The sequence below is a fragment of the Vibrio sp. Makdt genome, assembly GCF_027587015.1.
GTDB classification, from domain to species: Bacteria; Pseudomonadota; Gammaproteobacteria; order Enterobacterales; family Vibrionaceae; genus Vibrio; species Vibrio chagasii_B.
This window is the reverse complement of the sequence record NZ_JAPPTH010000025.1, coordinates 13,570-32,813: the sequence shown is the minus strand read 5'-3', so window position 1 is coordinate 32,813 and position 19,244 is coordinate 13,570. Positions and strand designations below refer to the sequence as shown.

The following is a 19,244-nucleotide window of genomic DNA, read 5'->3' as shown; positions in this document are numbered from 1 at the left end:
ATGAAAAACTGGTTAGCCGTTGCTGCTGTCGCTTTACTCGCAGGTTGTAGTGCTCCTAAATATTCAGGAAACGCACTGCCAGAAGCAAACAACATTAAAAACATCACCATCGTAGAAGACACCAAGACGCGCACTGTGTTTCTTGATTCGATGCTCGATTGGTGTTTGAACAATCAAGTTAAGTGTAAGGTTGTCGCAGACGGCTCTGAACACAAGCCTGAAGAAGTCACGCTAGATTACGTATCTCGTTGGAGCTGGGATTTGAGAACCTTTGTGGCAGACGCAAAGATCTCGGCTTATCAAGATCAACAGCGCGTTGGTAACGTAGAGTTTAAGGCGCCGAATAGCGGCAACTTTTCCAAGTTTGGTGACGATATGGAACGCATCAAAGCGATGATGGATATCTTGTTCGATAAGAAATCAGCCGCGCAAGCAACCCAAATGATTGCCGACGACCAGCTATAGCAAAGTTATTTAGACAATAAAATTTGAGACAAATAAAAAGGGTCAGTAACCAAGTTACTGACCCTTTTTTGAATCTAACAACTGCTCAATTAAGCGTTAGCTTCACGCTCTGCGATGAACTCAAGAGCCATCTTGATGCGAGCGATTACGCGCTCTTTACCAACAAGCTCCATCACTGCATCAACAGAAGGAGACTGACCGCCACCTGTTACTGCTACGCGAAGTGGCATACCGATTTTACCCATGCCGATCTCTAACTCTTCACATACTGCTGCAATCACACCATCTTTGATGTTTGCTGTCGTGAACTCTTCAAGAGCTTCAACCTTAGCAAGAGCAAGCTCTAGTGGGCCTTTAGCAACACCACGTAGGTGCTTCTTCGCTGCGCCCGCTTCAAACTCAGAGAAATCTTCGTAGAAGTAACGAGACTGCTCAGCAAGTTCGATAAGCGTGTTACAACGCTCGCCAACTAGCTTGATCACTTCAGTGATCGCTGGGCCATTTGTGGTATCGATCTTCTGTGCGTCTAGGTGCCATTGTAGGTACTTTGCAACATACTCAGGCTCAGAAGTCTTGATGTAGTGATTGTTCAACCAAAGTAACTTTTCAGTGTTGAATGCTGATGCAGACTTGCTGATTGCGTTCAGGCTGAAGAATTCAATCATCTCTTCTTGAGAGAAGATCTCTTGGTCACCGTGAGACCAACCTAAACGAACAAGATAGTTGTTTAGTGCGTTTGGTAGGTAACCTTCGTCGCGGTATTGCATTACTGATACAGCGCCGTGACGCTTAGACAGTTTCGCACCGTCATCACCTAGGATCATTGCACAGTGAGCGAAAGTTGGAACTGGCGCGCCTAGTGCTTCGTAGATGTTGATTTGACGAGGTGTGTTGTTGATGTGGTCTTCACCACGAACAACGTGTGTAATACCCATGTCCCAGTCATCCACTACAACTACGAAGTTGTAAGTAGGAGCACCGTCTGTACGACGAATGATTAGGTCATCAAGTTGGCTGTTAGAAATTTCGATGCGACCACGGATTTGGTCATCAAATACTACACTGCCTTCTTTAGGGTTGCGGAAACGGATAACGCACGCATCGCCTTCTTGTGCTGCTTCATTTGCTGCAATAATTTTAGGGTGGTTCGCATCGTAACGAGCCATCTCTTTGTTTGCTTCTTGCTCTGCACGAATTTCATCAAGCAGTTCTTTAGACGCGTAGCATTTGTATGCTTTGTCTTCAGCTAGAAGCTTATCAACCATTTCGTTGTAACGGTCAAAACGCTTAGATTGGTAGTAAGGACCTTCGTCCCATTCCATACCCATCCATTGCATGCCTTCTAGAATTGCATCAACCGCTTCTTGAGAGTTACGCTCAAGGTCTGTGTCTTCGATACGTAGAACGAATTCACCGCCTTGGTTTTTAGCGAATAGCCAAGAGTAAAGTGCAGTACGTGCACCACCAACGTGAAGATAGCCAGTTGGGCTAGGAGCAAAACGAGTTTTAACCGTCATTTAAATACCTTGATTATGTAGGTGATTCTTTTAGTGGAGCCTATTACAAGACCTGCAATAGTCAAACATCACTAAATTTTGGGCGCTATTTTATCACCACCGCTTAAATCTACAATCAGTAGTGAATGATTAATGCGCTGTTGTTGTACGAAAGCCGTTATTGAAAGGCCAATTACGCCCTTAAAGTCGTAAATAGATAATCTTAGCCAGTAGATTATAGCCGCACATTCTTAATTTCCCTCTTCCATTTCAAACTGAAACCACCAGCTAGCACTCCACCAAGATCAAATTCTTGAATTTATGTTTGACCTTACCCTTACGGGAAGGTTTATGTTAGGCGTAGATGAGAATTGGAGTATCGATATGAACCACTACACAACGGCGCTCAACGGCCTAAATTGCATGGGTTGCGCGAAGAAAGTTCGCACACTGTTTAGCGATCTCGACAGCACGATGATTAATGACATATCGCCGACCTACATCGATATTTCGACTCCATTTAGTTACATTCAGCTCAACGAACAGTTAGCAACGCTTGGCTATTCTATGGGTAATCAGCTGCACCTTTCGCTATCCGGTCTGAGCTGCGGCAAGTGTGTGAGCAAACTGACTAAAGCGCTTGAACAAACTGAGCAAGCCTCAAACCTAGAAATCAGCAAACATGAATTATCACTGGTTACTATGCTTTCTGAGTCTGAGGTGATTAAGCTGGTCGAAAGCCTGGGTTACCACGCAGCTCCCTACTCTGAAGCAAATGAGCTCTCACCGAGTTCAGATTTAGAAGAAGATAAAAAATTAGATCCTACAGAAGCGACGCCAACTGACCCCGTTGCGAGTCAATACACTTACCACCTTGTCCTTGAAGGAATGACGTGCGCGAGTTGTGTCTCTTCAGTCGAAAAAGCACTGAAAAAGAACGAGTTCGTCGACCAAGCTCAGATCAACCTTGCCGAGCAAACTGCCTTGGTTTTCACCTCTAAAACACGTGACCTCATCGAAAACGAGCTCATCGAATCGGTTAAAACTGCAGGTTATGGCGCCGAGTTTGTTGATGATGCGGCAACACAACAACAAAAACAGCAAGAACAACAACTTCGCACTCAACAGGCCTTCCTGAAAAACTCAGTAAGTGCGCTACTGCTGGGAGCTCCGCTGATGGCTTGGGGTGTATTCGGCGGCAGCATGACCATTACTACATTTAACGACCAACTGGCTTGGGGATTCATTGGTGTGGTCTGTTTAGTGCTGCTGGCCACCTCTGGACGCAGCTTCTTCACCAATGCTTGGCAATCTCTGATGCATAAACGTGCGACCATGGACACGCTAGTTGCTTTGGGTACAGGCGCAGCATGGTTCTACTCAATGTTGATTGTGCTGATTCCATCATGGTTTCCAGAAGCCTCTCGCCATGTCTACTTTGAAGCAAGCGCGATGATAATAGGCCTTATTTCTTTGGGTCACTACATCGAAGCCAAGGCCAAAGCACGCACTACGAAATCGCTACAAGCACTGATTAATTTACAACCTCAAAAAGCGATGGTTATCGTCGATGGCAAAGAGCAAATCATTGCTGTAGAAGCTATCCAAGTGGGTATGCAGATACGTGTCAAACCGGGTGAGAAAGTACCGGTTGATGGCGTTGTGGTATCAGGTGAGTCTTACATCGATGAATCCATGCTAACTGGTGAGCCGCTTCCCAACGTAAAATCAGTTAATGATGGCGTTTCTGCAGGTACCATTAATGGTGATGGCAGCTTACTTATTGAAGCGACAGGAATTGGCTCAAGCACTATGTTGGCTCGCATTATCCAGATGGTTCGCCAAGCACAAAGCAGTAAACCTGCAATTGCGAAACTAGCCGATTCTATATCTGCCGTTTTCGTACCCGTTGTAGTCGCGATCGCTGCCATTGCCGCCTTAGTTTGGTTTTTTGTTGGCCCACAACCAAGTGCAAGTTACATGCTTGTGGTATCCACGACTGTGCTGATCATCGCTTGTCCGTGTGCCTTAGGCTTAGCCACTCCACTTTCTATTACTGTCGGTGTCGGAAAAGCTGCTGAGTTTGGTGTTCTAATCAAAGACGCCGATGTATTGCAGTCAGCGAGCAAAATTGATGCTGTGGTATTTGATAAAACGGGCACCCTAACCCAAGGTAAACCAAGCGTTCAACAGGCCTTTTACCCTAATCTAACGGAACGGGAATTACTGGCTTACGCTTATTCCGTGGAAGTAGGATCTGAGCACCCACTCGCCAAAGCTGTTTGCCAATATGCCGAGAACTTAGAAGTTTCAGCAATCCCACACAGCGACTTTGAAAACAGCCGCGGCCTTGGCGTACAAGCCAACATTAACGGAAAACACGTTCAAGTCGGTTCGCTGAAATACCTAACACAATTAGGCGTAAATACAGAAATTGGCACAGATTTCATCGAGCTTTGCCGTACACAAGCATGGACACCCATCTTCGTAGTCATCGACCAAAAACTGGAAGGCATATTAGGCATTTCAGACGCGTTAAAAATAGATAGCAAACAAGCTATTGCTCAACTAAAATCCGCCGGAATTCACACTGTGCTACTCACTGGTGACAACCACTCGGTTGCTCAAGCGATTGGCAAAAGCGTCGGTATCGATGAGGTTATCTCTGAAGTACTTCCAGAGCAGAAGGCGCAACATATTGTTCAACTTCAACAACAATATAATAGTGTAGCCATGGTTGGAGACGGTATTAACGACGCACCAGCACTGGCTCAAGCCGATATAGGTATCGCAATGGGCAGTGGCAGTGATGTTGCGATTGAAAGTGCACAAATGACACTCCTCAACTCGTCGCCACTGTCTGTAAGCAACGCGATCGAGCTATCTCAAGCGACCGTAAGAAACATGAAGCAAAACCTGTTTGGGGCCTTCATCTACAACTCGCTTGGCATCCCTATTGCTGCCGGTGTGCTCTACCCGTTTTTTGGATTTCTGCTTAGCCCAGTAGTTGCAGGAGCTGCTATGGCGATGTCGTCAATTACTGTGGTAAGCAATGCCAACAGGCTGAGATTGTTCAAGCCCACTCATTCTAATATCAATAAAAACCATATTCATGAGGTTAACCATGATTCGTAAAGTTATGACTCTTACTGCACTCGCTGCAATTTCAGGACAGGCTTTAGCTACTGATGTTCTAAACCATAAATCTCCATACTGCGGCTGCTGCACAGAATGGACGGAGCATATGCGTGATGCCGGGTTCGATGTAACAGAGAAGCTCCACGATGATATGAACCCTATCAAGCAAAAGTTAGGCGTAACGCAAGAGCTGGCTTCATGCCACACCGCAGAGATCGACGGTTATGTATTTGAAGGTCACATTCCAGCAGAAGACGTAAAAGCGTTTTTAGAAAACCCACCACGTAATGCGATTGGTTTGGCGGTTCCGGGCATGCCAATGGGCTCACCGGGTATGGAATATGGCGATAAGAAAGACGAGTACTCGGTGTACGCGTTTAATGATAAGGGTCAGGTGTTTGAGTACCGTCACTATAAAGGTAACTAGAGTACCAATTCACCTACGGTAGAATTGAAAGCATAAAAATAGAGCCTAGTATCAAGCAAACCCAAGACTGTGGTTTGCTTACTAGGCTCTTTGCTTTTGGACAGTAAAGCAAATCTTGTCGCGGTACCAACCGGGCTGTTAGTACCGCTATATTCCCCCGCTAATTAGCTAACAAGCTATTTAACAAAGAAGTTCACTCAGCTAATAATCTAATCGACTAAGCAGCTAAGCGAATCAGCTTAGAAGCCGTAAGAAGCACCGAATACGAATGCGTTGTTCTGCTTAGAAGCACCGTTTGCGAAATCTACGCCGTTAGCTTGGCTACGGAACTCAAAGTAAGGTTGAACACCTTGACGAGTCCATGTTGCACGTAGCTCGTGGTCCATCGCTTCAGCGTCAATCATGTAAACGTTGTTGTAGCTAAGTGCTAGGTCTTCATTCACTGTGTAAGCAATGCGGTTATCCATGCGGTAGTCTGTATCAGCATCAGCAGAAGTATCATCGATGTGAGCACGAGTACGGTTGCTAATCGAGATACCGTTATCGAAGTTGTAACCGATCTTAACTAATGGACGGAATTGAATGCTCTCACCCGCAGAGAATACATGTTGGTAACCCGCCGCAACCCATAGGTTGTCAGTGATATTGAACGCTTGCTCACCACCAACCGTGATGAATGCGTTCGCTTGACCAGTCGTTGGCAAACCACCAGTTTCAGCAGCAGTTAGTCCTTCAAGCTCACCCAGTTGGATGCCGTCAAACTCAGTGTAAACCGTGAAGCCGCCTAGAGAGTTGTCAAACGTGTGGCCAGCTTCTAGCGTAGAAGTCATATCAGAACCGTGGATACGGCCGTCATCGTGAATTTGGATGTTACCTGTTACGTAAGAAGAACCAGCAAAAGCACTAGAAGCGAAAGCAAGAGAAAGAGCACTTAGAGCGATAATTTTTTTCATAGTAAACTGCCTTAGTTTGATTTTTTCAGCGGCATATCTTCGGTACATCATTCACCTTCACCGCTTGAGTAATTGGTCGCCTCCCTGGCATGAAATCTATGTTGCTCGAATTAATTTGCGTTTCAAAATAAAAGGGCCGACAGAGTGATCCTTCTCACTATCAAAAAAAGACAAGTTATTTAACCCTTTAAAATCAGCAATTTAAAAATATAAAAATTGATAAAAAACTCAAGATGGAAAAGCGTACAGATCGGGATCACGTTATTTCACGTAGAAAAATTAGATTTAGATAGTTGAATCACATCTGATTTAGAGTTTTTTATTGGGGACTTATTTTTTGAAGAGAATAATGAGAGGCTCGTCACTTTTGGGATTAAAGTCACCTTATGTGCATTGTTGATGATATGAACAAAGGCGATTTCTATATGTTTCAGTTTTGGATAAACACCTAATTCGCAGTAAACAAAAAGAGCTCCCGTTTTATCTTGAATAAGATAAAGGTCAGGAGCTCTTCTATTAATAGTGCTTATCGATTATTTAACTGAGGTCACTCGACTTACTTTCTCACCACTTTCTGAAATAGAGCGGATGTAAGTCTCACCAGAAACTGATGGACGTTGTTGCTCATCGTACGTTAGCCAGTTTTCGCCATCAGCAGAGTATTGCAGCTCTACACCTGGGAATTGAACGTTCATCGCTAGCTTACCGTCAACAACCTTCGCACCTGGAACTGGTAGTCGGTAATCAATACCCGCTTTTTCTAGCTTAGCTAGCTCACGTTGACCAAGAATATTCGCGAAGCGATTAAAGTCACTGTTCAACGCTTGCTTATTCACTAAGTTAGTTTCTTGAGAGTATTCAACACCAACCTTGTAGTCGTTTTCCCACTCAGCTCGGTGCCATGCACGCTCTGCTGCTGCCAATACGCGAGGGAACACCATGTATTCATATTGCTCGTCAGTACGCACTGTTTCAGACCAAAGCTGTGCAGATAATCCGTAGAAAGGTTTCGCTTCAACCTCACCTTTACCTGAGAAACCATTACCATCACGGTCTAATGATGTTTCTGCGTTTTGTGGCATGTTTTCTGGTGCGAAGCCAAACATCTTACGAGTATCGGTTGCACGTGTTGCCCAGTAGTAACCGCGCTCAGCTGCATCAACTTCGTATGGCATATCCATGTATACGTAGTCTGGGTTAGAGACAATCACGTCATACCCTTTTGCTGACCAATCGTATACTGATGAAGTTCCGCCCCAGTAAAGAACGTCCCAGAAGTTCACGCGAGTGCTTTCGGTTGCAAATGCTTCTTCACCTTCGCTGTATTTCAGACCATCTTGCCATGCTTGGAAGTGTGGAATACCCTTCTCAGCAACAATCTTAGACACCTGTTCTGCGAAGTGGCTTGGTAGATGACCGAAATCACTTACAGTACCATCAGCGATCAATGACTGACATTGTGGTGATTGTTGGAACGGCTTATCTTGCTTAGACAGGTCGATGTTGCCTTTCCAAGCCACTTTATCTTCTGCATTAATATCTTGTAAGCCTGCGCCTAACTTGATGTTTTTCGCTTCATCGCCGCCGAAGTGCCAAGTCGTTAGCGGGACGCCCGCTTCTTGGTGCATTGCCGCCACTTCAGAGATTACTTTATCGACGAAGTGAGTTGATGACTCCATACATGGGTTAATGAAGCTTTGCTTATCGTAGAACTGAACCGTGGTTACGTTCGATGTATCTTGCGGATCCATCAAGCGGTATTCGTTCGCTTCTGCTTCTTTGCCTTCCGCCATGAGACGCGTGTAACGTGCCTCCATTGATACCACAGCTGAACGAGCGTGTGCTGGCATATCAATTTCAGGGATAACTTCGATGCTGCGCGCTTTAGCGTAGCTTAGGATCTCGACGTAATCCGCTTTACTAAAGAAACCAGAGCCAAAGTTGTCTGTTGTTGGACCAGAACCTAGCTGAGGCAGTAAGCAGCTTTGTTCATCCAAATCAAAACAACGATTAGACCCTACATCCGTTAGCTCTGGTAAACCTGGAATTTCTAAACGCCAACCTTCATCATCCGTTAGGTGAAGGTGCAGTTTATTCATCTTGTATGCCGCCATTTGATCTAGCGTTGCTAGGATGGCATCTTTTGAGTGGAAGTTTCGAGCAACGTCCACCATCACACCACGATAATCAAAGCGCGGCGCATCTTTAATTGACAGTTGTGGTAATGATTCAGCGTTCTGACTATCTATTAGGCCAAAAATAGACTGAACTGCGTAGAAAGCACCCGTTTTATCAAACGCTTTAATCGCAATCCCCTCTTCCGAGATGCTTAGTTCATAAGCGCCAGATTTTGCTAAATCACCCGTAAACTGAGTAGGAACAACGGCAACACTTACAGGAAGGTCACCACTCACATCTACGTTTACCACACCTGCACGTTCTTCAATTGCAGCGAACTGCTCAGCGTCGAATGCGTCTTTTGGTAAAGCAATACCACCAGCAATACTTACTGAACCTTCACCCGCTTCTACCGACATTGGCGTTGGCAATAGCGTTGTTGATACATCTTGAGTTGCTAGATCAGCATTCTTTTCAAAACGCGTCACCGCTGTCGCCATTACGTTATTATCATCAGGCGTACGCTTAAGGTTATTACCCTCAAGGCCGGTTACGAACGATGCAACATCTTCTGTATTCAATGATGCAATCATCTTAGGTTCTGCGTTTGGCGCCGTCACGAATGCACCTGGCATAAAGTCAGTTTCAAACAGTTGCCAGTATTCACTCGTTAACGGAAGAACCACTTCTTCACCAGCCGCAAAGCCGTCAAATTTTTCAGTAGGTTCTAGCTTGTGAAGGTCACCAGTAACGCGAGTGATCTTAAATTGCTCATTATCAACATCTAAAATAAGACGGATACTGTGGAAGTAGATGCTCCAATCTTTAGAGTCAATCGCTTCACCGTCATTGGTTAGCGTCATGTTCACTTTATTACATGACGCCCATTCAGCACCTAGGTCCTGACAAGCTAAGCCTTCATTCGCACCATGGTTAGTTAGAATTTCGTACTGAACATCAAGATTATCAGCCAGTGCATTCACTACTTTTTGTTCTGGTGCTTGCGTTACTGCACAACCTGTTAGGCCAGCCAATACAGCTACAGATAGTAAGTTTCTCTTCAACATCGTATTCACCCATAAATTAAAAATTGAGTAAGAAGCAAAATGGAGCGCTTCGAAAGTTAGATAAACTATATGGGCTTATTTTTTACCGTGAATTAAATCGAGTTAATAAAGTGATCGGCTTCAAATCTCAAAAATATTGATAAATTTAATTTAAATAAAATCATCAAGTTACAAGCAACGGCACTTCCGTCATTTTAATTTTGACGTAAAATTTGAGAAATGAATCACAATCTTTTTTACCGATTTCATAAAATCGTGTCATTGGTAGTCAGAAAGGATTTAGAGTTTCAGCGTATTGTTATACTTTTCGTACAAACAACGTGACATTGTTCTCAAAAAAAACCGTTAAAAAACTCCGTCAAAATCATTTTTAACGAGTTACGTCTTCCTCTAGGAGCTCTCTTTGCGCACATTCTTATACTTAACGTTACTCGCTCTTACCTTTACGACTAAGCACGCTTTAGCAGAACCTCTGTATTGGCAAGCCAAAAAAGATGACCTGACCTTAACAATTTTAGGTTCTGTACACGTTGGGGATGAAAGCATGTATCCACTTCCCACGCAGATTACCGACACATTAAAAGAGAGCGATGGCCTAATCATCGAAACGGATATCAGGAAATCCGAAGGTGTCGTATACCCGGCTACAACAGTGACCACGGCTGATGTGCTCAGCGCAGAACAAAAGCAGCTACTAACAAGCATTTCAAAATCTTTGGGGATGCCGACTCAGCAACTATTGAGCTCTCCACCTTGGGCGACATCTCTATCGATACAAATGCAGCAATTAAAGAATCTCGGCTATGGCTCGGCGGGCGGTGTAGACGCAACACTCGCCTATAAAGCGACAATACAAGACGTTCCAGTGATCAGCTTAGAGCCACTACAATTTCAAATAGACCTTATTGCAGGGCAAAAAGATTCTGGTAAAGAGTGGCTAGTGACAGGCATTGAAGAATTTGACAAAACAGACCGTGTGGTTCATTGCCTAATTGAGAGCTGGAAGGCGGGTGATGTAACCAAACTTGAGGATTTTGCGGAGCTGTCTGAAATGCCAACCGATCTTGAGAAAGCGTTCCTAACGGATCGCAACATTGATTGGGCAAACAAGCTATCCGCCAATAATTGGAAACTTAAGTCTAAAGGGAACTACTTGATAGTAGTTGGCACCTTGCACCTAATTGGAGAAGGTAACCTTATACAGTTATTAGAAAAGAAAGGCTTCAGTGTCATCCAGCAATCGCAAAGCCAACCAGCCCAATGTCAATTTGAGGCTAGCCCAAAAGGCTAACAATACTCACCTCATTTTGTTTTCGTTATAAAAGCATTTCCTTAATAACAGAATCTTTACATTTAATAGCACCATTGCGGTGCTATTATCTTTCGCTCTTTTTTCCTATGGCGTTGTTCTAATGAAACCAGTACTTTTTGCTTTCCCTTTAGCCCTCACGATGCTGATGCCCTCAATAGCCTCAGCCAAAGAAACATGCACCATCGAACAGTTTCAGGCGATAGACATACAACCGGATACCAAAGGCGGTGTATTAGACAAAGAAAGCGGGCAGTTTTTGATTACTGAGAAACCACCGATGCGCTGCGCCAATATTACGTTCACAACATCTACAACACGAAACCGTATCGCAAGCCAAATGAACAACAATTTTGAAGCAAACTTTTACGACAACCAAACGGGAAGCTCTCACTCGGTGACGTTTGATGAAGGTGAAGTAAAGGCAGGTTACATTCGAATAGGCCCGAATAAGCCAGCGGAAGCGTATGTTTGTTTTGTTACCTCGGAAACACCAATAAAAGACATCACGTGTGATGTGAATTGATCATTGAGTTGATTGAAGAAAAAAACAGGGCTAAGGGAAAGGTCCGTTTTCCGCATAGCCCTATTTTGCTGCTTACTCGGTAGCTTAAAGTATGTCTGTACTCGCTTCGGAATAACGAGCAATGATTGGGTTTTGCATTGCGTTCGGGTCACCAGGCGACCACATACCACGTTTCATTCCTTTAACGATTAAATGGATCACTGCCGCATCTATCGCAGACATTACGGCAATATTCACTGGTTCATTTTGGCTGTAGCCCATCTCAACTTCTAACAACTCTTTATAGTCAACAAAGCGAAATGCACCGAAGCCGATTTCATGGGAGGAAATGGTTTTAGTCGTCGTGACACTCAAAAGAACTTGCCCAGTTCGAACGTCGACGGCTCTCAAATTCACCGTAACTTGATCCGTTCTGTATTGCCCGGAACCACCAATACCTAAATACTTAGCGCCTGCCCCTCCGGTAACAATGTTTGAGTCATAAGCCACAATCCCCCCTTCGATAACAATGTTAGCGGAACTCAAGGATGACAAATCCGCACCATGATTATTCACAACTTTGTCTTTTTTCTGAGCTGCACGAATGATCTTACGTTCCGTCAACAAGTTCTGTAGCCCTTCACGTTCTAGAGGGACGAACCATTGTGAATCAATCAACGCTGTCGTGAGTAGTGATGTACCGCCCTGTGGTACAGCCGTCGAGAAGTTACTGTTTGGCTGCGGTTTGTATTGCCCCGTTTGGTCTCTAAAGTCATAGACTGACACCAATATCTTACCGCGAGGCTGAGGTAATGAGATGAGATCGGTGTAAGTCGATCCTCTCGGCATCAGCTTAGGTGTTTCAGAAGTCTCTGGAATTTGCATAGAGTAAGTGCATCCCCCTAACACGAAGGTTAGAAAGACGATAATAATCGATTTCATAACACAATCCTTGTGATTAGAGGTCTGGATTTAATCCCGATACGCTGATTTCAGTTGACTCACCAGTCGCTTTGTCGACGATTTGAACCAATAACGTCCCTGAGTCATCAACGATGTTTAGGAAGAAGTCTTCCGTTTCTAGTTGCCCAGTATTGCCATTGCCTACGTCAGCAAGCAATTGGCTAATCAAGCGAGACTCTAAGCTGGAGGCTAAACGATCTAATGCGGATTCTTGTTCATCGAAAATATCCCTAGCACTTGGGTCTTCGTAATCATTGATAGCATTAGCGTGATTAAATAGATGAGAACTATTTAAAGCGTTTCCACCGAAACTTGGATTTACGGGCGTATAAACCAATTCGCTCGCGTAAATCGAAGGGGAAGCTAACAACGCAATAAGCGCTGCCTTTCTGAAAAGTATCGACATCCTTGGCTCCTTAAAATTCATCATGGTCTAGGTCGTAAGTATCCTGAAAGAGCCTTTCCGCTTGCCATCTAATGATGTAATTTCCCACAGCTCGTGTTGCATCAGCAGCTCGTTCTTTTGCTTGTCTACGACCGGGGGACAACGCTGTACGGAAGATCGGTTTTCTAGAGTGTTGAACCTCTATGATGCTTCCTGATAAAGCGGTTGGCCTCTCTTTTACCGTCAAATTCTCCTTTAGGTCGGGATAACTCTCATTGAGTGATTGCGAGAAGAAGAAATAGAAATCATCACCTAAGCGCGTGATTGTTCTATCCACTATTATTCCGTTCACTTCACTAAAGTCGTTAAACTGTTCCTTCAGGTTATTTGTCGAATCCTCAAGTTTTGTTCCATTTTCCAAAGGAGCACCATTTTCAAGACCATGGCTCTTTTCGCCCGCGTTCACAACGCAAGACAGTAGAGCAATTGTAAGCAGCTTGATTTTCATAAGGGCTCCCATTCAAAGTCCGTTTACAAAATGAGAATGTGATTCATCGAAACACAATTAAAGCCTAATTCATGCTCCCAGTGGCATATATAAACTTTTGGACTAATTTCTAAGAGGATTTAATTAACTAATGAAGGGATAAAAAAGCCAATTACTAATTAAATTTATCATATGCAATTAAATATTTTCACCTTTAAGTTTATAGATGATATTCACCTGTGAACCTACTATTTCGTCATGCTAGTGAGTTACAAGGCGTTCAACACGGAATATATTATTTAGTTGAATACACGAGCATCAGATACTTTAAGGTAAAGATAATGATAAGTAGGACAGCATCACTTGCCAGCTTAACTTTTTTATATTTATCAATAGGTAGTTTAAATATCGCTGCAGCCTCTGGTGTTGAAGGGGACTTTTTACATAATGTAGATCAGGACATTATTAATGACTACAGCGATTTATATAACATCTCTTCTGGAGATTTAGATAACTACTCAGAAATAGATATAACAAACAGTTCTGATTCAAGTTCTGCCATTATTCAATACAGCCCGGGAATAAAAGCAAATAATAGAGCGAAGATAAAACAAAGTGGACACTCTAATTCTGCGAATATTAACCAAGTGGGACGGAATAATGTCGCATACATAAATCAAGACGGATCCAACAATACCGCTGCAATTGGGCAGATCGGCGGGAACAGCGAAGCGTTAATTTCCCAAGATGGAAACCACAATTTGGCGGTAATAGGACAAGCAAACTTCTCTGGACAAGGTAGCCAATTAAGCATTGACCAAAAAGGTAATCACAATGTGGCGTTTATGGCTGGCTCAGGAGGGGACAACTTAGGGATTTCTCAAGACGGGCACGACTTTGCGATCGTCAATGCATCGAGCTCAATGAGGATCTACATCAATCAAGCAAATTAGCGCGCAGTATGGATAGCTTGATTCAAAGTCGCTTCATTGGAAGTGACACATAGTCGACATGGAAATGTATAAGGATACAACCTATGAAACTTACACAAATTGGAATTATAGTCGGTGCCATTATTGGTTTTAATGCAGCTCACGCAGATCCACTTCCTGCACCTTACCCGGCTCCAGAGCCAGCAATCGGAGTTAAAGAAGGTACAACTGATCTTGGTATCAAAGGAAAAGTTGCAGCTATAGAGCCTTTGGCTATGGATAATACTGCTGTATGGCAAATGGGTAGCGGTGACATGGCTAACGTAACCATTAATCAAAATACATCAGGTGTTACAGATGGTCATGTGGCTCTTGTGGACACACATGCGAGTTATAAATCAGATGTGGTTGTTGAGCAAAGTGGTAATCTCAATGAAGCTCACGTTAAGCTACGTTACAAAAGAAACAACGCGCTCATAGACCAAGACGGTTTACATAACCAAGCTAGAGTGAAAGTGAAAGGAGCGGGTCGAAATAACGATCTACGAGTCACGCAAATGGGTGATGAGAACCTTTCGGTAGTAAAAGCGAAAGGTGGTGCTGACCGCAACGAAGCTGACGTGTACATCAACGGTAACTCTAACAAGACTTACACAGAGTTCAGTAACGGCAGTGTTGACAGAAACGATGTGGCTATCGATATCTGGGGTGATGGTAACTACGTAGAAACTATCGTTAATACCGATGTTGGTGGTGGTGATAGAAACGATGTTGATATCGACCTAATGAACAGTAACGATAACCGCGTGTTCACTCTTCAAACCGGCTCTCATTCAAACGCTACGGTTAGTTTAACCAACAGTGATATGAACCAATTCCTGATTGAACAAACGTCTTACGATAATGCAGCTGTGTTAGGTAACGGTGCAAACGGAAACGTTGGTCTTATCTACCAAAATTAATATGACATATTTTATATATGGCAAAGCGGCGTTCATCGCCGCTTTATTTTACCTAACACATTTAAATACCTACGCTAAAACGTTGGACACGATTGAGTGTTCAATAAAAAAACAAGATATCATATTGAAAATTGAGAACGACTCTCCATTCTCATTAATGTTAAAAACACAGGCCAATTCAGTGTATAATCAGAAAGTTAATAGTGGTAAGACAACTTTAATATTAGGCTTAGATCAATTCCCTGCAACATTAGAGAATCATACCGACAGCGAAGCATGGAAAATTTCTAAATCCTGTAAAATCACAAAAAAATGAAAACAAACTAAGAGTAAACATACACTTCCAGTTAAGAATAGAATATACCTTCACGTGTTCTATTAATTAGGCTGAAAATAATTGAAATATTTAATGGTCAGATTAGCGGAATACTAGTCCGTGCTATAAACTTTAAAGTCTAATAAGTACGCGGTGATCAGTAAAAGGAGTTTACACATGGCTAGTCCGGGAGTTCATCAAGCCATTTTAATAGCAGAGAACAATTTGCAATCAACGCTGCTCAAAGAATCTATAGAACAAAAGGTAAATTTAGACATAAAACTAGTGTCACCAGAAAGGCTATCGACTAAGTCATTACAAGCTCCTAACCTAGATTTGGTGATTATTGATTACCCTACAATGAGTAAACAGTACACCGAAAAATATCAAGAGCTTAGAGATGACATCGAGAGTGATGTTCATGAAGTATTGCTCAATACGCCCAGCGACTTCCCTCACTCTGAAATGCTCAAATGGCAGTATCTCGTTGGTATTTTTTATGCCTCTGACACGCTTGATAAGCTAGTGACAGGATTTAACTGTATCTTACAGGGCGAAATGTGGATGAGCAGAAAGCTCATTTACCAATACATTAGCTTCTATAGAGAGAGGCAGTGCGCGAAAACCAGTCCTTATTACCTCAAGCTCACTAAACGCGAACAGCAGATCATCAAACTACTCGGCGATGGCGCGTCTAACACGCAAATTGCGGACACGCTCTATGTAAGCGAAAATACCGTTAAGGCACACCTTCACAATACATTCAAAAAGATTAAGGTGAAGAATCGCTTACAAGCTTTGATCTGGGTGAAGAATAATGTCGCGACTAATGAGTTCGTCCAATAGACCTAACTCTCTGCTCTAAACCATAAACGGTCAAAGCAGTTCAAATGCAAAAAAGCCGTAGCCCCTTCTATTGCAGAGAGTGCTGCGGCTTTGTTTAATGCGGCCGGTAAGAGCTTATTTTGAACATCAGGCGAACCCCGCTTGGGTTCTAATCCTATTTTCTACGCTCCTAAACGACGAAAGCCTGCTCATTGAGCAGGCTTTCTATAAGTGGTCGGTGAAGAGGAATTCGATTGGACTGGCATTCCAGCCCCCACCCTCTGAGTCTAAACCAAATCGAAACCGTAAATGTAAATGCAAAAAAGCCGTAGCATTTCTGCTACGGCTTTCTTTAATGTGGTCGGTGAAGAGGGATTCGAACCCCCGACCCTCTGGTCCCAAACCAGATGCGCTACCAAGCTGCGCTATTCACCGAGATATCTTACTGGCTCATTGCCTGTCGATGGAGCGTATAATACGGATTCTGAGTTTATCCGCAAGGGCTTTTTATCATATTTATTGCGATTTTGAATCGTTCGAACAAAAGACATACAGCAACAAGCTCAATGTGACGAAAAACACACAGTTACCAACAAGTATTTAACTTATGCAACAGGATTGATCCAGATCAGTAAATTGATAATGCTACTTAATACACTAAGCCATGTCATATAACTTTGAGGTATACACATGGACTTTTGGCTAGATCTCCTATTTGGTAATGCGGTGGGACTATCTTCAATGATAGTAATCTTCGGGGCTCTGGGTCTCATGATGTTTTATGGAGGCTTCTTCATCTACAAAGTTATGACTGACAAATCTCCTCACTAGAGTCGCTCAGCCTAAATCATTTACCTCAAGCCTCGTTGCTATAGGTAAACTTGAAAACGCTTTGCACCGGAGCTGACTTCTCTTGTCTCCTCCGGTTTTTTCATTTTTAAACCCTACCCCAACTTAGGTATACTTACTCCATCCTTACCAACTTGAGATGCAAACTATGTCTCATGATGACGATTTAGATCTATTCCAACAAATGATGGGCGATGTTAAACGTATCGACCATGACACCGCAGAACACCAGAAAGTACATCGCGTTACAGAGTCTCACCTTGCTAAGCGTGAAGCCGCTATGTGGCTCTCTGATGATGAGAAAGATTACCTATCACTCGATTACTCTCCGATGGTTAAGCCAGACGACGTTATTGCTTACAAGAAAGATGGTGTTCAGGAAGGCGTATACAAAAAACTGCGCCTTGGTAAGTACCCCATTCAGGCCAAACTCGATCTCCATAGAAAGACGCTGAAAGATGCTCGCAACGAAGTGCTGTCATTTTTACGCCAATGCTTAAGAATGGATGTTCGCACTGTCATTATCGTTCACGGAAAAGGAGAACGTTCAAATCCACCAGCGATGATGAAAAGCTACGTTACCAACTGGCTTACTCAGATCAACGATGTGCAATGTGTACACTCTGCACAGCAATTTCACGGTGGTACCGGTGCTGTTTATGTCATGCTTAGAAAGAGCAATGAGAAGAAACTAGAAAACAGAGAGCGTCATCAAAAGCGCACTAGCTGATCATTGAAATTCTGGATAGGGGTTTCACCCCAAGATCGATATTTAGTGCCTAGACTCAAAGCAAGTGCTAAAATTGGTATCAGTTAACGAATTCAAACGTAAAGCAACTGCTCTGTAGTTGCTTTTTTGTTTTCCTATATTTCCGTTGTGAAACGCTAAGAGAATATCATGTCACAAGAATCCCAAGCTAAACGCCTTAACAAATACATCAGTGAAACTGGTTTTTGCTCACGCCGCGAAGCCGACAAACTGATTGATGCAGGTCGAGTTACTATTAACGGCAAGATCCCAGAAATGGGCACCAAAGTAATGCCAGGTGATGATGTTGAGATCGACAACAAACCAGTTCGCTCAAAAGAGAAGCCAATCTACATCGCTTTGAATAAGCCGACAGGCATTACCTGCACCACTGAACGTGATATTCCTGGGAACATCGTCGATTTCATCGGTCACCATAAGCGCATCTTCCCGATTGGCCGTTTGGATAAACCATCTGATGGTTTGATCTTCTTAACAAACGACGGTGACATCGTAAATAAGATTCTTCGTGCTGGTAACAACCACGAAAAAGAGTATGTGGTTCGTGTCGATAAGCCAATCACTGGTGAGTTCTTACAGAAAATGGCAGCGGGTGTGCCTATCCTAGATACGGTGACTTTGCCATGTAAGGTTGAGAAAGAGACTAAGTTCTCATTCCGAATCACATTAACGCAAGGTCTGAACCGCCAGATTCGTCGTATGTGTGAAGCACTTGGCTATGAAGTTTTCAAACTGCGTCGTGTTCGTATCATGAACATCTCTTTGGACGGTATCCCTAATGGCAAGTGGCGTTACTTGAGCGAAGAAGAGATCGCAGAAATTCTAGCGATGTGTGAAGGTTCTGTAAGTACAGAAGACGCATCTAAAATTAATGCGAAGGGTCAGCGTATCCGCAAGGCGACAGACGCTAAGCTGTTTGATAGCCGTGAAGAGAACCAAGCTTCTACCGCTCGCCGTAATCAAAAAGAAAACCGTACTCGTACTTACCGCGGTAATAACGCGGACGAATTCCGTCATGCACCTAATTCAAAGCGTGGTCGTAATTCATCGAATGGCGAAAACAAAGGCCAAAGCAAGGGCAATACAGAGAATTGGAAATCGAATTCTCGATCAGAGCGCTCTAACTCAGACAACAAGAGTTCAGATCGCAATCGCGCTGGCCGTGGTAATGCCGACCACCGAGGTGGCAAGTCGACTAATCGCCACCAAGAGTCAAACCGACCAAATAAGCCAGCAGCAAAACGTGTTGGTGGTACTCTAGGTCTGAAAAAGTAGAGT

General features: G+C 43.5%; 17 protein-coding genes and 1 tRNA gene. 11 read left to right on the top strand and 7 right to left on the bottom strand.

What is annotated here, in order from left to right:
* Complete coding sequence (locus tag OH460_RS22475; RefSeq protein WP_061034130.1) at nucleotides 1–465, top strand: Sbal_3080 family lipoprotein; 465 nt, start codon at nucleotides 1–3, stop codon at nucleotides 463–465.
* 89 nt (nucleotides 466–554) lie between these two features.
* Here the strand turns inward: OH460_RS22475 and gltX are convergent, their stop codons facing one another.
* Complete coding sequence (gene gltX / locus OH460_RS22470) at nucleotides 555–1,982, bottom strand: glutamate--tRNA ligase (RefSeq protein ID WP_008218185.1); 1,428 nt, start codon at nucleotides 1,980–1,982, stop codon at nucleotides 555–557.
* 300 nt (nucleotides 1,983–2,282) lie between these two features.
* On the opposite strand from gltX, the gene OH460_RS22465 reads away from it, so the two are divergent.
* Nucleotides 2,283–5,096, top strand: a complete 2,814-nt coding sequence (locus OH460_RS22465; RefSeq protein ID WP_269999567.1) for a heavy metal translocating P-type ATPase — start codon at nucleotides 2,283–2,285, stop codon at nucleotides 5,094–5,096.
* Nucleotides 5,086–5,526, top strand: coding sequence for a DUF411 domain-containing protein (locus tag OH460_RS22460; RefSeq protein WP_017631063.1), 441 nt, complete (start codon nucleotides 5,086–5,088; stop codon nucleotides 5,524–5,526). Before OH460_RS22465 ends, OH460_RS22460 begins: the two co-directional genes overlap by 11 nt.
* A 239-nt stretch (nucleotides 5,527–5,765) precedes the next feature.
* On the opposite strand, the gene OH460_RS22455 is transcribed toward OH460_RS22460, so the two are convergent.
* Together OH460_RS22455 and OH460_RS22450 are read right to left on the bottom strand one after the other, a co-directional pair.
* Nucleotides 5,766–6,479: an oligogalacturonate-specific porin KdgM family protein gene (locus tag OH460_RS22455; RefSeq protein WP_105059144.1), complete on the bottom strand. Its 714-nt coding sequence runs from the start codon at nucleotides 6,477–6,479 to the stop codon at nucleotides 5,766–5,768.
* 533 nt (nucleotides 6,480–7,012) lie between these two features.
* Nucleotides 7,013–9,664, bottom strand: a complete 2,652-nt coding sequence (locus OH460_RS22450; RefSeq protein ID WP_269999566.1) for a beta-N-acetylhexosaminidase — start codon at nucleotides 9,662–9,664, stop codon at nucleotides 7,013–7,015.
* Between the two features lie 403 nt (nucleotides 9,665–10,067).
* Here OH460_RS22450 and OH460_RS22445 point away from each other — a divergent pair, with 403 nt between their 5' ends.
* Together OH460_RS22445 and OH460_RS22440 are read left to right on the top strand one after the other, a co-directional pair.
* Nucleotides 10,068–10,955 carry a TraB/GumN family protein gene (locus OH460_RS22445; RefSeq protein ID WP_269999565.1) on the top strand — a complete coding sequence of 296 codons (888 nt, stop codon included), beginning with the start codon at nucleotides 10,068–10,070 and terminating at the stop codon, nucleotides 10,953–10,955.
* 121 nt (nucleotides 10,956–11,076) lie between these two features.
* On the top strand, nucleotides 11,077–11,499 hold the full coding sequence (locus OH460_RS22440; RefSeq protein ID WP_269999564.1) for a hypothetical protein: 423 nt from the start codon (nucleotides 11,077–11,079) through the stop codon (nucleotides 11,497–11,499).
* A gap of 84 nt (nucleotides 11,500–11,583) precedes the next feature.
* Here the strand turns inward: OH460_RS22440 and OH460_RS22435 are convergent, their stop codons facing one another.
* Genes OH460_RS22435 through OH460_RS22425 form a run of 3 tightly spaced genes read right to left on the bottom strand, consistent with a single transcriptional unit; the run spans nucleotide 11,584 to nucleotide 13,334 of the window.
* The gene (locus tag OH460_RS22435; RefSeq protein ID WP_128161703.1) at nucleotides 11,584–12,420 is read right to left on the bottom strand and encodes a CsgG/HfaB family protein; all 837 of its coding nucleotides are present in this window, start codon (nucleotides 12,418–12,420) and stop codon (nucleotides 11,584–11,586) included.
* A gap of 16 nt (nucleotides 12,421–12,436) precedes the next feature.
* Nucleotides 12,437–12,847, bottom strand: a complete 411-nt coding sequence (locus OH460_RS22430; RefSeq protein ID WP_004739781.1) for a curli assembly protein CsgF — start codon at nucleotides 12,845–12,847, stop codon at nucleotides 12,437–12,439.
* 10 nt (nucleotides 12,848–12,857) lie between these two features.
* On the bottom strand, nucleotides 12,858–13,334 hold the full coding sequence (locus OH460_RS22425) for a curli production assembly/transport protein CsgE (protein ID WP_269999563.1): 477 nt from the start codon (nucleotides 13,332–13,334) through the stop codon (nucleotides 12,858–12,860).
* Nucleotides 13,335–13,654: 320 nt separating this feature from the next.
* Between OH460_RS22425 and OH460_RS22420 the strand changes: the two genes are divergently transcribed.
* The 3 genes from OH460_RS22420 (at nucleotide 13,655) to OH460_RS22410 (ending at nucleotide 16,369) form a co-directional block, all read left to right on the top strand.
* The gene (locus OH460_RS22420) at nucleotides 13,655–14,266 is read left to right on the top strand and encodes a curlin subunit CsgB (protein ID WP_269999562.1); all 612 of its coding nucleotides are present in this window, start codon (nucleotides 13,655–13,657) and stop codon (nucleotides 14,264–14,266) included.
* An 83-nt stretch (nucleotides 14,267–14,349) separates the two neighbouring features.
* Nucleotides 14,350–15,207: a curlin gene (locus OH460_RS22415; RefSeq protein ID WP_269999561.1), complete on the top strand. Its 858-nt coding sequence runs from the start codon at nucleotides 14,350–14,352 to the stop codon at nucleotides 15,205–15,207.
* 493 nt (nucleotides 15,208–15,700) lie between these two features.
* Nucleotides 15,701–16,369: a LuxR C-terminal-related transcriptional regulator gene (locus tag OH460_RS22410; protein ID WP_269999560.1), complete on the top strand. Its 669-nt coding sequence runs from the start codon at nucleotides 15,701–15,703 to the stop codon at nucleotides 16,367–16,369.
* Between the two features lie 337 nt (nucleotides 16,370–16,706).
* Here the strand turns inward: OH460_RS22410 and OH460_RS22405 are convergent.
* A tRNA-Pro gene (locus tag OH460_RS22405) sits at nucleotides 16,707–16,783 on the bottom strand.
* A gap of 255 nt (nucleotides 16,784–17,038) precedes the next feature.
* Here OH460_RS22405 and OH460_RS22400 point away from each other — a divergent pair.
* The 3 genes from OH460_RS22400 (at nucleotide 17,039) to rluF (ending at nucleotide 19,241) form a co-directional block, all read left to right on the top strand.
* On the top strand, nucleotides 17,039–17,179 hold the full coding sequence (locus OH460_RS22400) for a DUF3149 domain-containing protein (RefSeq protein WP_004739790.1): 141 nt from the start codon (nucleotides 17,039–17,041) through the stop codon (nucleotides 17,177–17,179).
* Nucleotides 17,180–17,345: 166 nt separating this feature from the next.
* Nucleotides 17,346–17,927: a DNA endonuclease SmrA gene (gene smrA, locus OH460_RS22395; RefSeq protein ID WP_008224527.1), complete on the top strand. Its 582-nt coding sequence runs from the start codon at nucleotides 17,346–17,348 to the stop codon at nucleotides 17,925–17,927.
* 168 nt (nucleotides 17,928–18,095) lie between these two features.
* A complete protein-coding gene (gene rluF / locus OH460_RS22390) occupies nucleotides 18,096–19,241 on the top strand; it encodes a 23S rRNA pseudouridine(2604) synthase RluF (RefSeq protein ID WP_105059140.1) in 1,146 nt (381 codons plus the stop codon).
* The last annotated feature ends 3 nt before the right edge of the window (nucleotides 19,242–19,244 follow it).